Annotated in this window: 19 protein-coding genes; 6 read left to right on the forward strand and 13 right to left on the reverse strand. The window is 57.2% G+C overall.

Annotation, left to right across the window (positions count from 1 at the left end; all coding sequences use genetic code 11):
* The first annotated feature begins 8 nt into the window (after positions 1 to 8).
* Complete coding sequence (gene malQ, locus AC1VYI_RS03085; RefSeq protein WP_045355955.1) at positions 9 to 2,087, forward strand: 4-alpha-glucanotransferase; 2,079 nt, start codon at positions 9 to 11, stop codon at positions 2,085 to 2,087.
* Positions 2,088 to 2,197: 110 nt separating this feature from the next.
* Here malQ and gntT read toward each other — a convergent pair whose 3' ends face one another.
* From gntT to gntX, 3 genes are all read right to left on the reverse strand, one after another.
* Complete coding sequence (gntT, locus tag AC1VYI_RS03090) at positions 2,198 to 3,514, reverse strand: gluconate transporter (protein ID WP_033146827.1); 1,317 nt, start codon at positions 3,512 to 3,514, stop codon at positions 2,198 to 2,200.
* Between the two features lie 381 nt (positions 3,515 to 3,895).
* A complete protein-coding gene (gene nfuA, locus AC1VYI_RS03095; protein WP_008503055.1) occupies positions 3,896 to 4,471 on the reverse strand; it encodes a Fe-S biogenesis protein NfuA in 576 nt (191 codons plus the stop codon).
* Between the two features lie 61 nt (positions 4,472 to 4,532).
* The gene (gntX, locus tag AC1VYI_RS03100; protein WP_047743471.1) at positions 4,533 to 5,216 is read right to left on the reverse strand and encodes a DNA utilization protein GntX; all 684 of its coding nucleotides are present in this window, start codon (positions 5,214 to 5,216) and stop codon (positions 4,533 to 4,535) included.
* A 36-nt stretch (positions 5,217 to 5,252) separates the two neighbouring features.
* On the opposite strand from gntX, the gene bioH reads away from it, so the two are divergent.
* The gene (gene bioH, locus AC1VYI_RS03105) at positions 5,253 to 6,026 is read left to right on the forward strand and encodes a pimeloyl-ACP methyl ester esterase BioH (RefSeq protein ID WP_134867064.1); all 774 of its coding nucleotides are present in this window, start codon (positions 5,253 to 5,255) and stop codon (positions 6,024 to 6,026) included.
* Positions 6,027 to 6,137: 111 nt separating this feature from the next.
* Positions 6,138 to 6,407 carry a YdgH/BhsA/McbA-like domain containing protein gene (locus AC1VYI_RS03110; RefSeq protein ID WP_023309499.1) on the forward strand — a complete coding sequence of 90 codons (270 nt, stop codon included), beginning with the start codon at positions 6,138 to 6,140 and terminating at the stop codon, positions 6,405 to 6,407.
* 33 nt (positions 6,408 to 6,440) lie between these two features.
* Here the strand turns inward: AC1VYI_RS03110 and feoC are convergent, their stop codons facing one another.
* From feoC to greB, 5 genes are all read right to left on the reverse strand, one after another.
* On the reverse strand, positions 6,441 to 6,677 hold the full coding sequence (gene feoC / locus AC1VYI_RS03115; protein ID WP_134867065.1) for a [Fe-S]-dependent transcriptional repressor FeoC: 237 nt from the start codon (positions 6,675 to 6,677) through the stop codon (positions 6,441 to 6,443).
* Between the two features lie 10 nt (positions 6,678 to 6,687).
* Entirely contained in the window at positions 6,688 to 9,006 is a 2,319-nt protein-coding gene (gene feoB, locus AC1VYI_RS03120) for a Fe(2+) transporter permease subunit FeoB (RefSeq protein ID WP_023309497.1), read from the reverse strand.
* A gap of 30 nt (positions 9,007 to 9,036) precedes the next feature.
* Positions 9,037 to 9,264, reverse strand: a complete 228-nt coding sequence (feoA, locus tag AC1VYI_RS03125) for a ferrous iron transporter A (protein ID WP_008503050.1) — start codon at positions 9,262 to 9,264, stop codon at positions 9,037 to 9,039.
* 336 nt (positions 9,265 to 9,600) lie between these two features.
* Positions 9,601 to 11,931, reverse strand: a complete 2,331-nt coding sequence (locus tag AC1VYI_RS03130) for a Tex family protein (protein ID WP_045403361.1) — start codon at positions 11,929 to 11,931, stop codon at positions 9,601 to 9,603.
* Positions 11,932 to 12,018: 87 nt separating this feature from the next.
* On the reverse strand, positions 12,019 to 12,492 hold the full coding sequence (greB, locus tag AC1VYI_RS03135) for a transcription elongation factor GreB (RefSeq protein ID WP_047743476.1): 474 nt from the start codon (positions 12,490 to 12,492) through the stop codon (positions 12,019 to 12,021).
* A gap of 232 nt (positions 12,493 to 12,724) precedes the next feature.
* On the opposite strand from greB, the gene ompR reads away from it, so the two are divergent.
* Entirely contained in the window at positions 12,725 to 13,444 is a 720-nt protein-coding gene (gene ompR / locus AC1VYI_RS03140; protein ID WP_001157751.1) for an osmolarity response regulator transcription factor OmpR, read from the forward strand.
* Positions 13,441 to 14,787, forward strand: coding sequence for a two-component system sensor histidine kinase EnvZ (gene envZ / locus AC1VYI_RS03145; RefSeq protein WP_023309494.1), 1,347 nt, complete (start codon positions 13,441 to 13,443; stop codon positions 14,785 to 14,787). The genes ompR and envZ overlap by 4 nt, the downstream gene beginning before the upstream one ends.
* Positions 14,788 to 14,951: 164 nt before the next feature.
* On the opposite strand, the gene pckA is transcribed toward envZ, so the two are convergent.
* The 5 genes from pckA to AC1VYI_RS03170 form a co-directional block, all read right to left on the reverse strand.
* A complete protein-coding gene (gene pckA, locus AC1VYI_RS03150; RefSeq protein WP_023309493.1) occupies positions 14,952 to 16,571 on the reverse strand; it encodes a phosphoenolpyruvate carboxykinase (ATP) in 1,620 nt (539 codons plus the stop codon).
* A 357-nt stretch (positions 16,572 to 16,928) separates the two neighbouring features.
* Positions 16,929 to 17,813 (reverse strand): Hsp33 family molecular chaperone HslO, encoded by an 885-nt coding sequence (hslO, locus tag AC1VYI_RS03155; protein WP_161495995.1) that lies wholly within the window; start codon positions 17,811 to 17,813, stop codon positions 16,929 to 16,931.
* Positions 17,814 to 17,830: 17 nt separating this feature from the next.
* On the reverse strand, positions 17,831 to 18,232 hold the full coding sequence (hslR, locus tag AC1VYI_RS03160) for a ribosome-associated heat shock protein Hsp15 (protein ID WP_029740483.1): 402 nt from the start codon (positions 18,230 to 18,232) through the stop codon (positions 17,831 to 17,833).
* Positions 18,229 to 18,912, reverse strand: a complete 684-nt coding sequence (gene yrfG, locus AC1VYI_RS03165; RefSeq protein ID WP_134867066.1) for a GMP/IMP nucleotidase — start codon at positions 18,910 to 18,912, stop codon at positions 18,229 to 18,231. The genes hslR and yrfG overlap by 4 nt, the downstream gene beginning before the upstream one ends.
* Before the next feature lie 67 nt (positions 18,913 to 18,979).
* Positions 18,980 to 21,115 carry an intracellular growth attenuator family protein gene (locus AC1VYI_RS03170; protein ID WP_047173946.1) on the reverse strand — a complete coding sequence of 712 codons (2,136 nt, stop codon included), beginning with the start codon at positions 21,113 to 21,115 and terminating at the stop codon, positions 18,980 to 18,982.
* Positions 21,116 to 21,439: 324 nt separating this feature from the next.
* Between AC1VYI_RS03170 and nudE the strand changes: the two genes are divergently transcribed.
* The gene (gene nudE / locus AC1VYI_RS03175; RefSeq protein WP_008503041.1) at positions 21,440 to 22,000 is read left to right on the forward strand and encodes an ADP compounds hydrolase NudE; all 561 of its coding nucleotides are present in this window, start codon (positions 21,440 to 21,442) and stop codon (positions 21,998 to 22,000) included.
* The last annotated feature ends 61 nt before the right edge of the window (positions 22,001 to 22,061 follow it).

A 22,061-nucleotide genomic window follows, 5' to 3' on the forward strand; every position in this document is an offset into this window, starting at 1 on the left:
GAAGCGCGATGGAGAGTAAACGTCTGGACAGCGCCGCGCAGGCGGCGGGAATCAGCCTCAGTTACATTAATGCGCACGGCAAACCGCAGTCTATTGGCGCCGACACCAAAAGACGTTTGCTTGATGCCATGCACAAGGCCGACGCGAAAGCGTCGGTTGCGCCGGTGCCGAACGTGAAGGTGTTCACCGCAGGCAAAAAGATGCCGCTGGCGGTGGAGGGGCGCGGCGAGTTTAGCTGGCTGCTTACCACCGAAGAGGGGCATCAGCACAAAGGCCACGCCACCGGCGGCAAAACGTTAAACCTTCCGGCGAAGCTGCCGGAGGGGTATCACACCCTCACGCTCACCCAGGATGACCTGCGTTTCCATTGCCGGGTGATCGTCGCGCCAAAACGCTGCTACGAGCCGCAGGCGTTGCTCGAAGGCAAAAAGCTGTGGGGCGCCTGCGTGCAGCTCTACACCCTGCGCTCCGACAGCAACTGGGGCATCGGTGATTTTGGCGATCTGAAAAAGATGCTGGTGGATGTAGGAGAGCGCGGCGGCGCGTTTATCGGGCTCAACCCGATCCACGCGCTCTATCCGGCCAACCCGGAGAGCGCCAGCCCGTATAGCCCGTCGTCCCGCCGCTGGCTGAACGTGATTTATATCGACGTTAACGCGTTAGATGACTTCAAAAACAGCAAAGAGGCGCAGGCGTGGTGGAAACTCAGCACCACGCAGCAGGCACTGAAGCAGGCGCGCGACGCGGACTGGGTGGACTATTCCACCGTCACGGCGCTGAAAATGGCCGCGCTGCGTCTGGCGTGGAAAGGCTTTTCGCAGCGCGATGACGAGCAGATGGCCGCGTTCCGCCAGTTTGTAACGCAGGAGGGCGAGAGCCTGTACTGGCAGGCGGCGTTTGATGCGCTGCACGCGTATCAGGTGAAAGAGGACGAAATGCGCTGGGGCTGGCCGGTCTGGCCGGAAGCGTATCAGTCCGTCGACACGCCTGAAGTAAAAGCGTTCTGTAAAAAATATGCCGATGAAGTGGACTTCTACCTGTGGCTGCAGTGGCTGGCGTACAGCCAGTTTGCCGCCTGCTGGCAGGTGAGCCAGGGCTATAAGATGCCGATCGGCCTATATCGCGATCTGGCCGTGGGCGTGGCGGAAGGCGGCGCGGAAACCTGGTGCGACCGCGAGCTTTACTGTCTGAAAGCCTCCGTCGGCGCGCCACCGGATATCCTTGGCCCGCTCGGCCAGAACTGGGGATTGCCGCCGATGGATCCGCACGTCATGGCGGCGCGCGCCTACGAGCCATTTATCGACCTGCTGCGCGCGAACATGCAGAACTGCGGCGCGCTGCGTATCGACCACGTGATGTCCGTGCTGCGTCTGTGGTGGATCCCCTACGGTGAAACGGCCGATCACGGCGCGTACGTGCAGTATCCGGTTGACGATCTGCTGTCGATCCTCGCGCTGGAAAGCAAGCGCCATCAGTGCATGGTGATCGGTGAAGATCTCGGTACCGTGCCGGTGGAAATTGTCAGCAAGCTCCGCGACAGCGGCGTCTACTCCTATAAAGTGCTCTATTTTGAAAACGACCATGAGAAAACCTTCCGCGCGCCGAAAGCGTACCCTGAACAGTCAATGGCAGTCGCGACGACGCATGACCTTCCTACGCTTCGTGGCTATTGGGAAAGCGGCGATCTGACGCTCGGTAAAACGCTGGGTCTGTATCCTGATGAAGAGGTTTTGCGCGGCCTGTATCAGGATCGCGAGCTCTCTAAGCAGGGGCTGCTGGATGCGCTGCACAAGCAGGGCTGTCTGCCGAAACGTGCCGGACATAAGGCGTCATTGATGTCGATGACCGCGACCCTCAACCGTGGTTTGCAGCGCTATATTGCCGACAGCAATAGCGCCCTGCTGGGCCTGCAGCCGGAAGACTGGATTGATATGGCGGAGCCGGTGAACATTCCGGGCACTAGCTATCAGTACAAGAACTGGCGTCGCAAGCTGTCCACAACGCTTGAGAAGATGTTTGCCGATGACGGGGTGAACAAGCTGATTAAGGATTTGGACAAGCGGCGAAAAGCAGCCGCGAAGAAGTGATAAAAAACCCGCCAGTGGCGGGTTTTTTATTGCCCGGTGGCGCTACGCTTACCGGGCCTGCATGGATCGAGTAGGCCGGGTAAGCGTCAGCGCCACCCGGCTTTTTTACATCAAACCACCATATTCAACAGCAGCACCCCGACCAGACCACACACCGAAATAATGGTTTCCAGCGCGGACCAGGACTTGATGGTTTCACCGATCGTCAGGTTGAAGTACTCCTTGAACAGCCAGAAGCCAGGGTCGTTAACGTGAGAGAAAATCACGCTACCGGAACCGACGGCAATAACCATCAGCTCAGGGCTTACGCCCGTGGTCGCAATCAGCGGGGCAACGATACCGCCCGCGGTGATCGCCGCAACGGTCGCAGAACCCAGCGCAATACGCAGAACCGCGGCAATAGACCAGGCCATCAGGAGCGGCGATACGTTGGTTTCATGCATCATGGCAGCGATGTATTTGTCCACGCCGCTGTCGACCAGAACCTGCTTGAATGCACCGCCGCCGCCGATGATCAGGAGCATCATGGCAATGATTTTGATGGAAGAGGTCAGCGTGTCGTTGATCTGATCCATCGAGCGACCACGGTTCAGACCGAAGGTGAACATCGCGATCAGCACGGCAATCAGCGTTGCCATCACCGGGTCACCCAGGAATTCCGCCACGGACAGGAACGCATGACCTTTCGGCAGGATCATCTCTGCCACGGCGCGCATCGCCATCAGGATCACCGGTACCAGAGAGGTCCAGACGCTGACGCCAAAGCCAGGCATCTCTTCTTCCGTGAAGGTTTTGGCGCTGTACAGACCTTCCGGAATCGGCTTATCAATGCCTTTCAGGAAGCGGGCATAAACCGGGCCCGCCAGAATCACGGTTGGGATCGCCAGAATCGTACCGAACAGCAGGGTTTTACCCATATCCGCGTGGAAGATGGTTGCGATAGCGGTTGGACCCGGGTGCGGCGGCAGGAAGCCGTGAGTCACGGACAGCGCCGCAGCCATTGGCACACCGACATACAGCAGCGGGATGTTTGCCGCAGCCGCGATGGTGAACACCAGCGGCAGCATCAGCACGAAGCCCACTTCATAGAACAGCGCGAAGCCGACGGTAAAACCGGTTAATACCACCGCCCACTGGATGTTCTTCTTGCCAAATTTGGCAATCAGCGTGGTGGCGATACGCTGCGCGCCCCCGCAGTCTGCCAGCATTTTGCCGAGCATGGCGCCGAAGCCCATGATCAGCGCCAGGCTGCCGAGCGTGCCGCCGACGCCGGCTTTGATGGAACTTATAACTTTAACCAGCGGCATACCCTGCATCAGACCGACTGCAAGTGCCACCAGAACCAGAGCGATAAATCCGTTCATTTTGAAGCGGATCATCAAGAGCAGTAATAACACAACACCGATAGCAACGATGACTAATGGCATGATTTACCTGGCCTTTGAATTGTTATGGGTAACGTCATTGTTTCAACGACAAATTCCGATTGTCCCAACTGGGAACAGAGAAGTAACGGCACTAATACTGATGCCTTTTAAACGATTAAGTTTAGTCGGCTGTTATGGGTGTGCTTAGTGCCCATGAGAATGATACGGGTAACATGACGTGATTGAGAATCACCCTGGCAGGCAAAATGTGAATTATGAGACGCAGGTCAACATATAGAGGGAGAGGTAAACGCAAAACGGTAACCATGAGGTTACCGTTTTTAATGTTTCACCCTCGCACGAGGAAGAGGGCATCAGACCGCACTGTTTCTGTAGGCCCGGCAAGCACAGCGCCACCGGGCGATACAGACGGATACTGAATTAGTAGTAAGAGTGCTCGCCGCGCTGGTGCTCGGTCAGGTCACGCACGCCTTTCAGTTCCGGGAACTCGTTCAGCAGCTGCTTCTCGATCCCTTCTTTCAGCGTCACATCGACCATGGAACAGCCGTTACAGCCGCCGCCAAACTGCAGAATGGCAAAACCTTCGTCGGTGATTTCCATCAGGGAAACACGACCGCCGTGGCCCGCCAGCTGTGGGTTAATCTGGGATTGCAGCAGATACTCAACGCGCTCCATCAGCGGGGCATCGTCAGACACTTTACGCATTTTCGCGTTCGGTGCTTTCAGGGTCAGCTGAGAACCCAGCTGGTCGGTGACGAAGTCGATCTCCGCATCTTCAAGATACGGTGCGCTCAGCTCATCAACGTAGGCGGTGAGCTGCTCAAATTTAAGGGCAGTGTCGGTGGCTTCCACAGCGTCCGGAGGACAATAAGAAACACCACATTCTGCATTCGGAGTGCCTGGATTAATCACAAACACGCGGATCTGCGTCCCTTCTTCCTGATTTGCCAGCAGTTTGGCAAAGTGCGCTTGTGCAGAATCGGAAATACGGATCATAGCTTTGGCCTAATAGTTGACTAAATTACCTGGGTATAATCATACGCCCATTGAAGAAGGGCTACAAGGTACGGCACAGACACCATACCTGAACCGACGCGGCGCCGCTTCGCAAAAGCAGTCGGGAAAGTTCAGCAACGGTACTGCCCGTGGTGACGACATCATCCACAATCGCGATATGGAGACCGTCGACCGGCAATTCAAGGCGAAAGGCATTTTTGAGGTTTCTTTTGCGAAGCCGGGCGCTGAGCTGATGCTGGATGGCGGTGGCATGAACGCGTGTCAGCGCGTGGGCCTCATACCGGCAGCCGAGCCACCGCGCGAGGGGACGGCAGATCAGGTCACTCTGGTTATAGCCGCGCCGCCAGTGCCGACGCCGGTATAAGGGAACATTCACCACCATGTCAATTTTCGGCAATGCCCGGTGACGTCGCGCTTGCAGAACCGCCAGCAACAGCAGTCGGGCAAGGGGCTGTGCCAGCGAGCTCTGCCCGGAAAACTTCAGCGCATGAACCAGTCTGCTCAGCGGGGGGACATAATCATCCACGGCCACCAGCGCGCTCCACGGCGGGGATTTTTTCAGGCAGCGGCCACAGGGCAACGAGGGGTTTGTGGCCGGTAAACCACATTGTGGACAGATCCCGATACGCCATTCCAGCGCTCGCGTGCAGACGGAGCAGACGCCCCACCCGCTGAGCGCCAGCGGCATTTGGCATAGCCAGCACAAGCCGGGTACTGTTAGCATGTGCAACCTCCATGTGAAAAAAGAGAACAGTAACTGATGAAGACGCTGTGGTGGCAGACCGTAGGGACAGGAAATTGCCATCTTGTGCTGCTGCACGGATGGGGCCTGAACGCGGAGATATGGCATTGCATACGAGAGGAACTTGCCTCGCATTTCACGCTGCATCTGGTGGACTTACCCGGCTTTGGCCGCAGCCGCGGGTATGGCGCGTTGTCGCTTGATGAGATGGCGCAGCAGGTTCTGGACGCTGCGCCGCAAAACGCGGTTTGGCTGGGCTGGAGCCTGGGCGGGCTGGTGGCGAGCCAGATTGCGCTGTCGCGGCCTGACCGCGTAAAAGCGCTGGTGACGGTGGCGTCATCGCCCTGTTTTAGCGCGCAGGAAGAGTGGCCGGGGATCAAGCCTGACGTGCTGGCGGGCTTCCAGCAGCAGCTGAGCGAAGATTTCCAGCGGACCGTAGAGCGGTTCCTGGCATTGCAGACAATGGGCACTGACACCGCGCGTAAGGATGCCCGAACGCTGAAGCAGACCGTGCTTTCGCTGCCGATGCCGGAGGTTGAGGTGCTTAACGGCGGTCTTGAGCTCCTGAAAACGGTTGACCTGCGCGAACCGCTGGCAGCTCTGACGGTGCCGCACCTGCGTATCTACGGTTATCTCGACGGGATTGTGCCGCGCAAAGTGGTTCCGCTGCTGGATTCGCTCTGGCCGGACAGCGAATCGCAGATCGTTGCCAAAGCCGCACATGCCCCGTTTATCTCTCATCCGACGGAATTTTGTTCAGCGCTCATTGCGTTAAGTCAACGTTTCGACTGATTATTTTCTATCCATCCTGGAAAAAATAACACACCGCAACCATACTCCAGATGTCGTTGCGGTTGTTCTGCCTACGATAATCAAAACAACAATCCTATGGAGAGTCAGGCTATGAAACTTGTTACAGGTATTGTCACTTCTCTGGTTATTGGGTCACTGTCATTTGGCGTCTTTGCGGCAAAAGAGCTGGAAAAAGATAAAGTTGCCGGCATGAATTTGACGAAAATTGGTGAGATTTCTACGTCTGACACCACCGCGCCGATGGACGCGAGAAAAGAGCTGTCGAAGAAAGCGGATGAGCTGGGCGGAACGTACTACGTCGTCACCAGCGCTGAAAAGCAGACCAAAAACGTGCGCGCAACGGCGGACGTCTACAAGTAATATAATAAAGCCGGGCAGCGATGCCCGGCTTTATTAACGCAGCGCCCACCACTCCCTGAGGCAGGCCTTTCCTTCCGGACAGCTTTTACAGCTGCCGGAAAGACAGCCGTCCGGCTCTTCCTGAATCCGCACCGCTTTCCCCATGGCTTCCAGTCTTTCCAGCATGGCATCGATCATCGGCTGCGGCGTATGCAGGCTGAGGCTCAGCTGTTTCGCCTGCATTCGCCCTTGCAGTGCCAGCAGGTCACGAACCTGAATCAACGATGCCATAGGTTGCTCCTTAGTGACAGTCGCCCGCCGGGCTGCTGCAGCAGGTTGCGGCGGTTTTACGGTTTGCCAGCAGGTCGATGTCGACGCGGCTGCGCGCACGCCGCAGCAGGCCGAGCACTAACACGTTAAACAGCACAACCGCGAGAATGCAGACCAGGCTGTAGCGCGGATGCTGGCTGAAGTTAACGGTTTGATAGAAGAGCGTCGACAGCGAGTAGGCAATGTTTAATCCCCACAGGATAGAGAAGCCCATCCAGCCGCGGCTGGACTCGCGGGCAATCGCCCCCATCACGGAGATGCACGGAATGTAGAGCAGAACAAAGATGAGGTAGCTGTAGGCCGCGGACGCGCTGCCAAACTTCTCGCCCATCACGCCCATGGCACCCGTCGCCATTTCGCCGTCACCTTTGCTGGCCTCAATCGGGTTCGCCAGCACGCTCAGGCTAAAGGTGTCCTTCAGGCTCTGCCAGGTTTCCTCTACGGCACCCAGCAGTTCATGACCGAGATGAAACTCTGCCGGATTAAAGTCCTGTTCCTGAATGTTCTCAGCGGTGTAGAGCGTGTTCAGGGTACCGACAACCACCTCTTTTGCCATCGCGCCGGTGAACAGGCCGACGGTTGCCTGCCAGTTATCCTCATGCACGCCAATCGGTTTGAAGACCGGCGTGATGACGCGGCTGACGGAGGCGAGGGCAGAGTCGTTAATGTTATCCGCTGCCTGTCCACTCAGGGTGAAGCTGTTCAGCGCGCTCAGGAAAATACTGACGATGACAATCACCTTACCGGCGCGCAGGACGAAGCCTTTCAGGCGCTGCCAGGTCTGGATCGCCAGGCTTTTCAGATGGGGGACGTGGTACACCGGCAATTCCATCACAAACGGTGACGCTTCACCGCGCATGATGGTGTGCTTCAGCATTAAACCGGTGAGGATCGCCATCACGATTCCCAGCACGTAGAGCGAGAAGACCGCCAGCGCGCCCTGCTGACCAAAGAAGGCTGCGGCAAAGACCGCAAAAATGGCCAGACGGGCACCGCAGGACATAAACGGCGCCATCATGATGGTCATCAGACGTTCACGCGGCGCATCCAGGGTGCGTGCGCCCATCACCGACGGCACGTTACAGCCGAAGCCGACAATCAGCGGGACGAAGGATTTACCCGGCAGACCCAGCGCCTGCATCAGACGATCCATCACGAACGCGGCGCGCGCCATGTAGCCGGAATCTTCCAGGAACGAGAGGAACAGATACATCATGCCGATCTGCGGCACCAGAGGCAGAACGGTGTTGATACCGCCGCCGATCCCCTGCGCGAGGAAGATGGTTAGCCATTCCGGGAAGTGCAGGGTGTAACCTACCCACTGAATCCCGTGGACGAAGACCGCGACGGAACCGGCGTCGAAAATGGGCTGGAGGGCGCCGCCGATGTTAATGGCGAGCAGGAACATCACGTACATGACCAGCAGGAAGATGGGCAAACCGAGGAAGCGGTTAAGCACAACCTTGTCCACCGCCGCCGTAAAGCGGCTGGGCTCTGCCGTCAGGGCGTTGCTGACAACGTCGCAAATCGAGGCGATGGCCTGGTAACGTGCATCGGCGATGTGCAGCGCCGGGTCGTCCAGCTCGTCGCTAAGACGGGCCACCGTGGCGTCCAGCTTATCGGCCGCATGCCCGGCGTAAGCGCGGCTGTAGATATCCCCTTCCAGCATCTGCAGGCCAAGCCACAGGCGCTGTTTTGCTGGCATACCGGTGTCCATTTCCTGCGCCAGCACGTTGGCTTCGCGCAGGAGAGGCTGCGCGTAATGCACCAGCTCAATGTCATGATTGCCCTGGTGACGGTCAATGGCCAGCTTCAGCGCATCAATACCGCGAGCGCGCGTCGAGACCAGCGGAACGACCGGGCAACCCAGGCGCGCGGAGAGGGCATCGACGTCGATACGCAGCTTTTGTTTCTCCGCAATGTCGAGCATGTTGAGCGCCACAATGCAGGGGATCCCCAGCTCCAGCAGCTGCAGCGTCAGATAAAGGTTACGCTCGAGATTGGAGGCGTCGACCACGTTGATCAGCAGGTCCGCGTCGCCGCCAAGAATATAGTGGCAGGCAATCTGCTCATCGAGCGAAGTTTGCGACGAAATGGTGGTTAACGAATAGGTGCCGGGAAGGTCAACCAGCGTCACCTGGTTGTCCGTTGTCGTGAACTGGCCCTCTTTACGCTCAACCGTCACGCCCGCCCAGTTGCCCACGCGCTGGCGTGCGCCGGTCAGCTGGTTAAAAAGGGTGGTCTTGCCGGAATTAGGATTGCCAATTAAGCCAATAGTTAACTTTTTCATTTTTTTAGACTCACTGAAACCGCTGGCTTGTTATCGGGATAAGGCTTCGACTTCTATTAACGCGAGGTCTTTCTTACGCAGCACCAGATTTACGCGGCGGGTTTCGATGTGAACCGGATCGCCCAGCGGCGCCACGCGCACGACCTGGAATGACGAGCCGGGCAGCATGCCCAGCGACAGCAGCTTTTGCCGATAGGCCGGGCTAATTTCGCGGGTAAAACCGGTAATTTTCCATGCACTGTCTGGAGTGAATTGCATAACGCCTGATTCCACGAAAGGTTAAATTATCTACTATGGGATGATAATGAGAATAGTTTTTATCAGCAATATTAAAACTGTGACGGAATGTTGTTTGCGGTATTAATTTACGGCCTGTTTGACCTGGCTCAATATTTGCTGAATTGCCTGGAAAACGAAAAGGGGAGTATTTGTTAACGGGGTGATAATTCGTGGTTTAAATATGGCTATGCAATCGGTTTCATATATTTCGATATGAATTTATTCCCCCCACCCATGAGGACGAGGGGAAAAGACCGCACCGTGCGATCCCCTCTCCCCTTGGGGAGAGGGTTAGGGTGAGGGGCATTGACAGCCTTAGCGTTTCTTACCCATCGCTGCCGCCAGCGCATCCATCATCGCGCTGTTGCCTGCAGGCTGAGCATCACGTCCGCGCGGTTTTGCCGCTTTCGCGGCCGGGCGCTGCTGCTCGCGGCCACCGCCATTGCCGCCGCGGCGCGCGCTGGTGTCGCCCGGCTGTTCGTCCAGACGCATGGTCAGCGCGATACGCTTGCGCTGCAGATCCACTTCCAGCACTTTGACCTTCACGATGTCACCCGCTTTAACCACGGTGTGCGGGTCTTCAACGAACTTGTCGGCGAGGGATGAGATATGCACCAGGCCGTCCTGATGCACGCCGATATCCACAAACGCGCCAAAGTTGGTGACGTTGGTCACCGCGCCCTCCAGCACCATGCCCGGCAGGAGGTCGTTCATGGTTTCCACGCCGTCAGCAAAGGTCGCCGTTTTGAACTCAGGACGCGGATCGCGGCCCGGCTTTTCCAGCTCTTTGATGATGTCGGTGACGGTTGGGACACCAAACTTGTCGTCGGTGAAATCAACGGCTTTCAGGTTGCGCAGGGCGCTGCTGTCACCCATGAGATCTTTCAGCGCCTGCTGGGTGGCGGCCAGAATGCGTTCCACCACAGGGTACGCTTCCGGGTGAACGGTAGAGGCATCCAGCGGGTTATCGCCGTGGTTGATTCGCAGGAAGCCTGCACACTGCTCAAAGGCTTTTGGCCCCAGACGGCTCACCTTCAGCAGCTGCTGACGGTTCTGGAACTGGCCGTTCTCATCACGCCAGGCGACGATGTTCTGCGCCATCATGCGGGTTAAGCCCGCCACGCGGGTCAGCAGGGGAACGGAGGCGGTGTTCAGGTCAACGCCGACGGCGTTTACGCAGTCTTCCACCACCGCATCCAGCTTGCGCGCCAGCTGAGTCTGGCTCACGTCGTGCTGATACTGGCCCACGCCGATGGATTTCGGATCGATCTTCACCAGCTCCGCCAGCGGATCCTGCAGGCGGCGAGCGATAGAGACCGCACCGCGCAGGGAAACGTCCAGGTCCGGGAACTCCTGGGCCGCCAGCTCGGACGCGGAATAGACGGATGCCCCCGCTTCGCTGACGATCACTTTCTGCGCCGTCACTTTCGGGAACTGCTTCTGCACGTCGAGGTAGAAACGCTCGGTTTCGCGTGAGGCCGTACCGTTGCCGATGGCAACCAGCTCCACGTTGTATTTTTCGCACAGCGCCGCCACCACGACGGCCGCTTTCGCTGCCTGGCCAGTGTGCGGATAGATGGTATCGGTCGCCACCAGCTTGCCGGTGCCGTCCACCACAGCGACCTTCACGCCGGTACGCAGGCCCGGATCGAGACCCATGGTCGCGCGCAGGCCGGCAGGGGCGGCCATCAGCAGGTCGTGCAGGTTACGGGCGAAGACGTTGATTGCTTCATCTTCGGCGCGCTCGCGCACGGTGCCCATCAGCTCGGTTTCGAGGTGCATCAACACCTTGATGCGCCAGGTCCAGCTCACCACGCCTTTGCGCCAGCTGTCCGCCGGGGCGTTGTTCAGGCGCAGGCCGAGATGGTCGATAATGATCTGCTCGCAGTGGCTCTCTTTCGGCGGCTCGTCAAACTGCGGGTCGGCGTTCAGGGAGAGCTGGAGCACGCCTTCGTTGCGGCCGCGGAACATCGCCAGCGCGCGGTGTGAAGGGGCGGTAGAGATCGGTTCGTGGTGATCGAAGTAGTCGCGGAATTTCGCGCCTTCTTCCTCTTTACCCGCGACGACGGTAGAGACGATGTGGGCATTCTTCCACAGGTAATCACGCACTTTAGCGAGCAGGGCGGCGTCTTCGGCGAAGCGCTCCATCAGAATGTAGCGCGCGCCGTCGAGGGCGGCCTTGGTGTCCGCTACGCCTTTGTCGGCGTCGATGAATTTCGCCGCTTCGGTTTCCGGGTCGTGGGACGGCTCGTTCCACAGCAGGTCGGCCAGCGGCTCAAGACCCGCTTCAATCGCAATCTGCCCGCGCGTGCGGCGCTTCGGTTTGTACGGCAGATAGAGATCTTCGAGTTCGGTTTTGCTCAGGGTGCCGTTGATGGCGCTTTCCAGCTCGCTGGTCAGCTTGCCCTGTTCGCCGATGGATTTGAGGATCGCCTGACGACGTTCTTCCAGCTCGCGCAGATAGCCCAGACGGGTCTCCAGGTTACGCAGCTGCGTGTCATCCAGACCGCCGGTGACTTCCTTACGATAGCGTGCAATAAACGGCACGGTGTTCCCTTCATCAAGCAGGCGAACGGCAGCTTCTACCTGTTCGGCTCTGGCCTGAATATCACCCGCAATAATGCGGCAGAGCGAATCTTTCATCATGGCTTTATCATCTGTTGAGTCGAAAAATCAGGGGATAGTTATACGGGCTGACACGGCAAAATGCCAGCCGGGGAGGGCGCTCTCGGACTATTTTACGTAGACGATCTCATTGACGTACCAGCTGGCTTCACCACCAGGGGTCTGAACGACGGCCAGATCGCCCACTTCCTTTTTCAGCAGCGCGCGGGCCATCGGGGAGTCGATGGAGATGTAATCCTTACGACCAAAAATTTCATCGTAGCCGACAATGCGAAAACGCAGGGTGTCGCCATCGTCGTTTTCAATCACCACCCACGCGCCGAAGAACACTTTGCCCTCCTGCTGCGGGGAGTAATCGACAATTTTGAGATTCTCGAGGCACTTCGTCAGATAGCGAACCCGGCGGTCAATTTCGCGCAGCCGCTTTTTGTTGTACTGGTAGTCAGCGTTTTCGCTGCGATCGCCCAGGCTTGCCGCCCAGGTTACCTTTTTGGTGACTTCAGGACGCTCTTCGCGCCAGAGGTAATCCATCTCTTTTTTAAGCTTTTCGTACCCTTCGCGGGTGATCAGGGGCGTTTTCATGGTAAAGCCTTTGCTGCCTGCCGGTTAACTGTCTTGCGCACAATACGTACCACACAGTGTAACAGACAGGATTAATAATGATTTATGTGATGAAATGAGCAGATAAGCTGCTGTTAAATATGCTTTGTAACAATTTCGACTAGAATTTATACCAGAATTAACTGGTCGAATACGTGCACTTTTTTAGAATACGCTGTTACAAAGACTATCCGAACCTTTGGGAGTACACACAATGCAAGAGAACTACAAAATTCTGGTCGTGGATGACGACATGCGCCTGCGCGCGCTGCTGGAACGTTATCTGACCGAGCAGGGCTTCCAGGTTCGTAGCGTCGCGAACGCTGAGCAGATGGACCGTCTGCTGACCCGTGAATCTTTCCACCTGATGGTTCTCGACCTGATGCTGCCTGGCGAAGACGGGCTTTCTATTTGCCGCCGTCTGCGCAGCCAGAGCAACCCGATGCCGATCATCATGGTGACGGCGAAGGGCGAGGAAGTTGACCGTATCGTGGGCCTCGAAATCGGCGCGGACGACTATATTCCAAAACCGTTTAACCCGCGTGAACTGCTGGCGCGTATTCGCGCTGTTCTCCGCCGTCAGGCGAACGAACTGCCTGGTGCACCGTCGCAGGAAGAAGCCGTCATCGCCTTCGGCAAGTTCAAGCTGAACCTCGGCACGCGCGAGATGTTCCGTGAAGATGAGCCAATGCCGCTCACCAGCGGCGAGTTTGCGGTACTGAAAGCGCTGGTCAGCCACCCGCGTGAACCGCTTTCCCGTGACAAGCTGATGAACCTGGCGCGCGGTCGCGAATACTCCGCAATGGAACGCTCCATTGACGTGCAGATCTCCCGCCTGCGCCGCATGGTGGAAGAAGATCCTGCTCATCCTCGTTATATTCAGACCGTATGGGGTCTGGGCTACGTGTTCGTCCCGGACGGCTCTAAAGCATGAGGCGAATGCGCTTCTCGCCGCGTAGCTCGTTTGCCCGCACCCTGTTACTGATCGTCACCCTGCTGTTCGTCAGCCTGGTGACGACCTATCTGGTGGTGCTGAACTTTGCGATCCTGCCGAGCCTCCAGCAGTTTAATAAGGTCCTGGCCTACGAAGTCCGTATGCTGATGACCGATAAACTGCAGCTGGAGGACGGCACGCAGCTCGTCGTTCCCCCGGCGTTTCGCCGTGAAATCTACCGTGAGCTGGGCATTTCGCTCTACTCCAACGAAGCGGCGGAAGACGCTGGCCTGCGCTGGGCGCAGCACTACGAATTTCTCAGCCAGCAGATGGCGCAGCAGCTGGGCGGCCCGACGGAAGTGCGCGTTGAGGTCAACAAAAGCTCGCCCGTCGTCTGGCTGAAAACCTGGCTGTCACCCAATATCTGGGTGCGCGTTCCGCTGACCGAAATCCATCAGGGCGACTTCTCGCCGCTGTTCCGCTACACCCTGGCGATTATGCTGCTGGCGATAGGCGGCGCGTGGTTATTTATCCGTATACAGAACCGACCGCTGGTCGACCTGGAGCACGCCGCGCTGCAGGTCGGTAAAGGGATTATTCCACCTCCGCTGCGCGAATATGGCGCCTCGGAAGTCCGTTCGGTGACGCGCGCGTTTAACCATATGGCGGCAGGCGTGAAGCAGCTGGCGGACGATCGTACGCTGCTGATGGCGGGCGTAAGCCATGACCTGCGCACGCCGCTGACGCGTATTCGTCTGGCGACGGAGATGATGGGGGAAGAGGACGGTTATCTCGCAGAGTCCATCAACAAAGACATCGAAGAGTGTAATGCCATCATCGAGCAGTTCATCGACTACCTGCGCACCGGGCAGGAGATGCCGATGGAGATGGCGGATCTGAACGCGGTGCTGGGCGAGGTGGTGGCGGCGGAAAGCGGCTACGAGCGGGAGATTGATACCGACCTGCAGGCCGGTGAAATTCAGGTACGCATGCACCCGCTCTCCATTAAGCGCGCGGTGGCGAACATGGTGGTCAACGCGGCGCGCTACGGCAATGGCTGGATTAAAGTCAGCAGCGGGTCTGAACTCAACCGCGCCTGGTTCCAGGTGGAAGACGACGGTCCGGGCATCAAGCCCGAGCAGCGTAAGCATCTGTTTCAGCCGTTTGTGCGCGGCGACAGCGCGCGCAGCACCAGCGGCACGGGCTTAGGTCTGGCAATTGTTCAGCGTATCATCGATAACCACAACGGACTGCTGGAGATTGGCACCAGCGAGCGGGGTGGGCTGAGCATTCGCGCCTGGCTGCCGGTACCGGTGACGCGGGGGCAGGTGAAAGAGAGTTAAAAAAAGGGTGGCAATTGCCACCCTTTTTTATAGGTCGGGTAAAGTGAAGCCGCCACCCGACAAAATGCGGTCTCTGCGGTCTGATGCCCTCACCCCGCCCCTCTCCCACGGGGAGAGGGAGAAAACATTAAAAAAGGCAACTTTCGTTGCCTTTTTGTTTTTACCTACAGCTTCGGTCCTGCGCTCACCAGCGCAGCACCCGCCGGGGTATCGGTATACTTCTCGAAGTTCTCGATAAACAGCTTCGCCAGCGATTCCGCTTTCTCGCGCCACTGCTCCGGAGAACCGTACGTGTTGCGTGGGTCGAGGATATGCGTATCCACACCCGGCAGCGACGTTGGGATCGCCAGGTCAAACATCGGCAGCGTAAAGGTTTCGGCGTCGTCCAGAGAACCATCCAGAATGGCGTCGATAATCGCGCGGGTATCTTTGATAGAGATACGTTTGCCGGTACCGTTCCAGCCGGTGTTCACCAGGTAGGCCTGCGCGCCGGATGCCTGCATGCGTTTCACCAGCACTTCAGCGTACTGCGTCGGGTGCAGCGACAGGAAAGCCGCGCCGAAGCAGGCGGAGAAGGTTGGGGTTGGCTCCGTCACGCCACGCTCGGTACCCGCCAGCTTGGCGGTGAAGCCGGAGAGGAAGTGGTACTGCGTCTGGCTGGCCGTCAGGCGAGACACCGGAGGCAGCACGCCGAACGCATCCGCCGTCAGGAAAATGACCTTCGTGGCATGACCCGCTTTTGACACAGGCTTCACGATATTGTCGATGTGGTAGATCGGGTAAGAGACGCGGGTGTTTTCCGTTTTCGACGCATCGTCGAAGTCGATGGAGCCGTCGGCACGCACGGTGACGTTTTCCAGCAGCGCATCGCGACGGATCGCGTGGAAGATATCCGGCTCGGCCTCTTCAGACAGGCGAATGGTCTTCGCGTAGCAGCCGCCTTCAAAGTTGAATACGCCGTCGTCATCCCAGCCGTGTTCGTCATCGCCAATCAGGCGACGTTTTGGATCGGTGGACAGGGTAGTTTTCCCGGTGCCGGACAGGCCGAAGAATACCGCCACGTCGCCTTTTTCACCGACGTTAGCCGAGCAGTGCATGGAGGCGATACCGCGCAGCGGCAGCAGGTAGTTCATGACCGAGAACATCCCTTTCTTCATTTCGCCGCCGTACCAGGTACCGCCGATCAGCTGGATACGTTCGGTCAGGTTGAAGGCCACAAAGTTTTCGGAGTTCAGACCCTGCTCTTTCCACTGTGGGTTAGTGCATTTCGCACCGTTCATCACGATGAAATCCGGGGTGAAATCCTGCAGCTCTTCGTCGGTTGGACGAATAAACATGTTTTTCACGAAATGCGCCTGCCAGGCCACTTCAGTGATAAAACGCACGGAGAGACGGGTATCGGCGTTAGCGCCGCAGAAAGCGTCGACAATGAACAGACGCTTGCCGGAAAGTTGATGGGTGACGAGCCCTTTCAGGTGCTGCCAGGTTTCCGGGGAGAGCGGTTTGTTGTCGTTCTTCCCTTTGCCCTTGTCAGCCCACCACAGCGTATCGCGGGTGGTTTCGTCTCGGACGATATACTTATCTTTCGGCGAACGACCGGTAAAGATACCAGTATCGACGGCGATAGCACCAAGATTCGTCAACACACCACGCTCGTATCCTTCCAGTGCTGGATTGAGCTCTTCCTGATACAGCGTATCGTAGTCGGGGTTGTAGACGATTTCCTGGACGTCGTGAATACCATAAGCCTTGAGATCTTGCGGGGTTAAACCAGTAACACGCATATCACTGCTCCTTAGCCAATATGTACTGCCTGAAATTGTAGGGTTTTTCTGAGGTTGTTAACCGCGACGGGGCTCATAGATTTACGCATCTGGACAAAACCCTTACTAACGGAAAACGCTGCGACTCCAGTCACAGCGCAGGCGGATTATCGCAGGAATCGCTTTTTGGTTGGGGAAAATGTTCCGAAAAGGTTAAAGAGTGGTGATTTTATCGGAAAGAATGTGAATGTAATCGCATACACGTAAGAAAATTACGTAAGAGTTACATAAGGAAAACGATTCAGCTTAAGCGGGGGTTTTTGCCCCTCACACCAGCCTCTCCCAAAGGGGAGAGGGTTAGGGTGAGGGGAAAGGGGTTTAGTGAACCTGCGGATCCGCCGGGGAGGCGTTATTGCGGATCTCAGCGATATCCATCGAATTGAACACGTAGTGCGTACCGCAGTAGTCACAGTGCATATCAATTTCGCCGTCTTCCGCCATGATGCTGTCGATCTCTTCATCCGGCAGGGTTTTCAGCGCGCCAGCGCAGCGCTCGCGGGAGCAGGTGCACTTAAATTCCACGGACTGCGGATCGTAAACCGTCACTTCTTCTTCGTGGTACAGACGCCACAGCACGTCGGTCGCCGACAGGTTGAACAGCTCTTCCGCTTTGATGGTTTCGGTCAGCGTTGCCAGGTGCTCAAAGTCATTGGTCTGCGCGTCCTGCGCAGGCAGAACCTGCAGCAGCATGCCGCCCGCAGCAGGCTGACCGTCCACTTCACCGGTACGAATGAAGAGACGCGTCGGCAGCTGTTCAGAACGCATGAAGTAATCTTCCAGGCAGGCTGCCAGGGTATCGCCTTCCAGACCCACCACGCCCTGATAGCGCTCGCCTTCCTCAGGGGAGATGGTGATCACCAGGTAGCCATTACCCACCAGCGTTTTGAGGTCTGCATTTTCAGGCACGTCGCCCTGAACGCGCGCCACGCCGCGCATCTGCTGCTGGTTATTGCCGTTGATCACCGCCAGCGTCATCGGGCCGTCACCCTGCAGCTGCACGGTGATATCACCGGCAAACTTCAGCGTCGCCGTCAGCAGGCTGGTGGCAACCAGCAGTTCGCCCAACAGGGTCTTCACCGGCAGCGGGTAGTTGTGGTTTTCCAGAATCTGTTTCCAGGTTTCGGATACGGTGACCAGCTCGCCGCGCACGGCGAATTGTTCAAACAGATAGCGGTGTAATTGGTCGTGTTGGGCCATTTTCATCTCTCGTGCGGGTGAGGTTAATCAGTCTCACCGTGTTTAAATTTCATCAGATCGCGGCGCTCTTTTTTATCCGGTCGCCGGTCCGGGTGGGGCATCGTCAGCGCGTTCATTTTGCGCGCCAGCGCGGTCTTCTCGCGCTTTTCAATGCTCTCCGCCGTTTCTTCATAAAGCAGTACGGCTTCCGCTGCGGGTCGACGCTGTTCGGTAATGGCTTTAATCACCACAGTACGTTCATCGTTGCCCTGACGCAGCGTTAAGGTGGCATTCAGCTCAACCAGCTTGCTCGGTTTGCTGCGCTGGCCGTTGTAATGCACTTTTCCGCCGTCAACCATCTCGCGGGCAAGGGCGCGTGTTTTGTAAAAACGCGCTGCCCACAGCCATTTATCCAGTCTTACCCCGTCAGAGGGTTTTTCTTTCATGGCGTCTCCTTCACGGTCAGTGAGGGGATCATCTGGCGATAGTCGTTCAGCCCAGGGTGGCGCAGATAGCTTTTTTCAGCCAGGCCAGTGTCAGGATTGGTCACGCCCAGACAGTAGCGAATGCCAAACCTTGCCGCAGAATCCAGAATGGGCTCGCTGTCATCAATGAACAGCGTACGTTCTGGCTGCAAACCCGTCTCTTCCCTCACCGCATGCCACAACCGCTGATCCTCTTTCGGATAACCAAATGTGTGGGTGGAAAGTAATAAATCAAGGTGCGACGCCAGACCCGTATGCTCCAGCTTCACCGCCAGATTATGTGGATGCGCGTTGGTCAGCAAAATACGGCGCTTGCCGCTGGCTTTCAGCGCATCCAGAAAGGGCACGGTGTCCTCGCGCAGAACGGCGCGCGGGCCCTGGGCGGTGGTCATGGCACAAATATCCAAACCGAGGCGCTCGCTCCAGTAGTCAAGACAGTACCAGTTTAGCGTATGTTGCACCGCGCTATATTGCGAACGAATGAATGCCTGCGCTTCTGCCGGGGAGATCCCCTGCTGCTCGCCATAGGTTTCTGGAACCAGCGTTTGCCAGAAATAGTTATCAAAGGCGAGATCGAGCAGCGTACCGTCCATATCCAGCAGAACGGTATCTACCTCCTGCCAGGCGATATCAAGATGCATAAGGGGGAACTCCAGCCAGAAGAAACGTGCGCGACAGGGTAGCACATCTTGCCGCGCAACGACGTTATCAGATCAGGCTCTCAGACGAGGGGATCAGCTTAGGATTGAGGCAGTTTTCATAATACTGCTGGATGTCGGCAAGCCGGGTGCGCGAGCGCTGGTAGCGGCGCAGGGCCATAAAGCCGTTCCAGAAAATGGCGATCAGCATCGCGGTCATCAGCAGAGAGGTGCCGATGTAACGCCACAAGCCTGCGCTATCCGGCATCCGATGCAGGCCGATATGGCGAGTGCCGTTGGCGTCGGTATAAATACTCGTGACAATCCCTTCGGCGCTGAACGGCGTTTGCATCAGCATCTGCGCCAGGCGCTGGAACTGGCTCCACTGCTCCTGAGCCGGGTAGTCATAAAGCGCAACCTGCGGGTAGGGCTGATCGACCAGGTCGCTGCCTTCATCGCTTGCTATTACAAAGCCGCCCGGCGCCGGGCTGTTCAGCGCCTGAGCCGCACGGGTGGTCTCGCGCATCATGAACGGCGACGTCGAGGTGGCGACCAGGTTATCCAGCGATTCAGCGCTCACCGGACGCAGCAGGACATTAACGCCATCCAGTCGTCCCGCTTCGGCGCGTTTCACCAGCGAGTCCCAGTCTTTGCTGTTCCCCAGGTTTACCAGGGCGTTTTTAAGGCGTATGCACTCATCCTGAGAGGAGCATAAATCCTGCGTTTTCAGGACGATGTCACCAAAATCATCCAGCAGAACCATGCCTGATTTCTGAATGGCCGAGCGCAGCGCGGGGCTGACGCGCGAATCATCGTCCGGTTTCGGGTGCAGCTGGCGGTTAACCGTCTGGGTGAGCGCCGTGGCCTTGTTCACCACTTCGGATTCCGGCAGCGGCAGCGGCGGCGCGTCGTTCCAGATAATTTGCGAACAGTCGAACGGCATGAACGGCGAGTTCTGACGCGTGTTCCACGCCCCCGGCGTGTGAATATTACACATCCCGGTCCCCTTCAGGCGCAGCGTGTCCCCCACGCGTACACCGGCTTCATCCAGTTTATTGACGCTGCTCGCTTCAATGGTTTGCGCCCCTTTGATCCACGACAGGGTGAATTTAATGGGCATATCCAGCGGCACGAAAAGCAGCAGCATGGCTAAGACCAGCGCGGCGCCGCCGGCAATGACCGTACTGCGTAGCCAGTGCTGAAGCGGGAAATTTTTAACTTCATCATGCAGGGATAAGAAGCGCCCCTGGCGCACAACGTGGCGGTCAAGGTAGATATCAATATCGGTTTTCTGCCCTAAGTCCTGCGCGATCCATGGCTGCCAGTGGCGCGGATAGATCAGGTCGATAATACCGAGCGAGATATTGTTGAGATGCTCCTGATCGTTTTCACCGAACAGGCCCCAGCGCTTTGGCGTCCCGCGCAGGCAGTGGATCTCGCGCAACGAGGTTTTGGCCGGCGGGGCAAAGAGACCCCAAAGCCCGCCGGCCAGCAGCAGCACCGCGCCGCCAGCCAGCCAGGGGACAAACACATCCGGCGTGAGCAGGCAGATAAAAAAGAGCAGGAAGGCAGCAACGATCAGAATGGCTTCACGGATGCCGTCCGGGCGGCTCAGGGCATACTCTTCATGCGTCTCCTGGCGAATGTTCAGCAGTTCGATCTGCTCTGTCTCTTCGCCACGAATGGACGCCTGTGTTGAACTCGCGCGTTCCAGCGCAAAACGCGGGGCTTCCTGAAGGTATTCATTCAGCGTATGGCCGTTAAGCGTGATAACCAGAGGCAATGAATCGGTGTGAATCAGCTCAACGCTGTTTTCGTCATTAATGTATTGCTCCCAGGACGGGGGCAGATGCACTTCGACGGAATCAAGGTAATAGCGCCATTTGTTGGGGTCATCAGTCGTGATGCCATAGCGCGTGATGGAGCGCGTCACGCAGAGCACGGTATCACTTTGCGCATTAAGCTTTAGCGCGACGGGCGCAGCAGTGGCTCCCGTTGGGCCAGGCGTTAACTGGGTACGGTTCAGGATTTCGAGATAGTTTTCAACCGCATCGCGCTCGTCCTGCGTGAGTTTACGCGTGCTCGCACCCGCAAATGCATTTAAAAAGGGCAGACGATAACGGCGCTGTACGCGGCGCCTGTACAACCATCCTGCAACAAACGCGCCGGCCAGCATAGCAGCGAGAACAATCAAAATGGTGCTCATGCTTTCCCCATCTTACTTATCTTCTTACAGGTGTAGTCAGTAGCACCTTTACATTGAATGAGAGTCTGTGGCTGGCTATCGGCAAGTATGGAGTCGAACTTGAGCATTCTGAAGCGCATCCCAGTGACCGGTGATGATAGCAAAGCCTGTTATGGCGCGATATCAGCAAATTCCTGGAAACATTTCAACCTCTTGACATTTGTTTTGAATTGAGGATTGATCCCAGTTACGTTGCATAAATGTAAATAAAGAGCGATTGACATTGCCGAAACCGTGCGGCATATCGCACAATAACGCCAGTTCTCACTGCTAAGACCCATCAAGATGAGCAAACCACTACAAAAACCCACCATTCTGAATGTAGAAACTGTCGCCAAATCGCGCCTGTTTAATGTCGAAAGTGTGGACCTGGAGTTCAGCAACGGTGTGCGTCGCGTTTATGAACGTATGCGCCCCTCTTCGCGCGAAGCGGTGATGATTGTTCCCATTGTCGACGATCATCTGATTTTGATCCGCGAATACGCTGTGGGAACGGAATCTTACGAGCTTGGGTTCTCGAAAGGGCTTATCGACCCGGGTGAAACTGTCTTTGAAGCGGCAAACCGCGAGCTAAAAGAAGAGGTGGGCTTTGGTGCGAATGAGCTTTCATTCCTGAAAAAGCTGAGCATGGCGCCGTCCTATTTTTCCAGCAAAATGAATATTGTGGTGGCTGAAGACCTCTATCCTGAATCGCTGGAAGGGGATGAGCCGGAGCCGCTGCCGCAGGTTCGCTGGCCCCTAGCGCACCTGATGGATCTGCTGGAAGACCCTGACTTTAATGAGGCTCGCAACGTGAGCGCGCTGTTCCTGGTACGGGAATGGTTGAAGGGGCAGGGGCGACTGTAGTGGCCTGATGCCCTCACCCCAACCCTCTCCCACGGGAGAGGGAGCAAACACAAAAACGGCA

The organism is Enterobacter sp. QK-SA4, assembly GCF_056856775.1.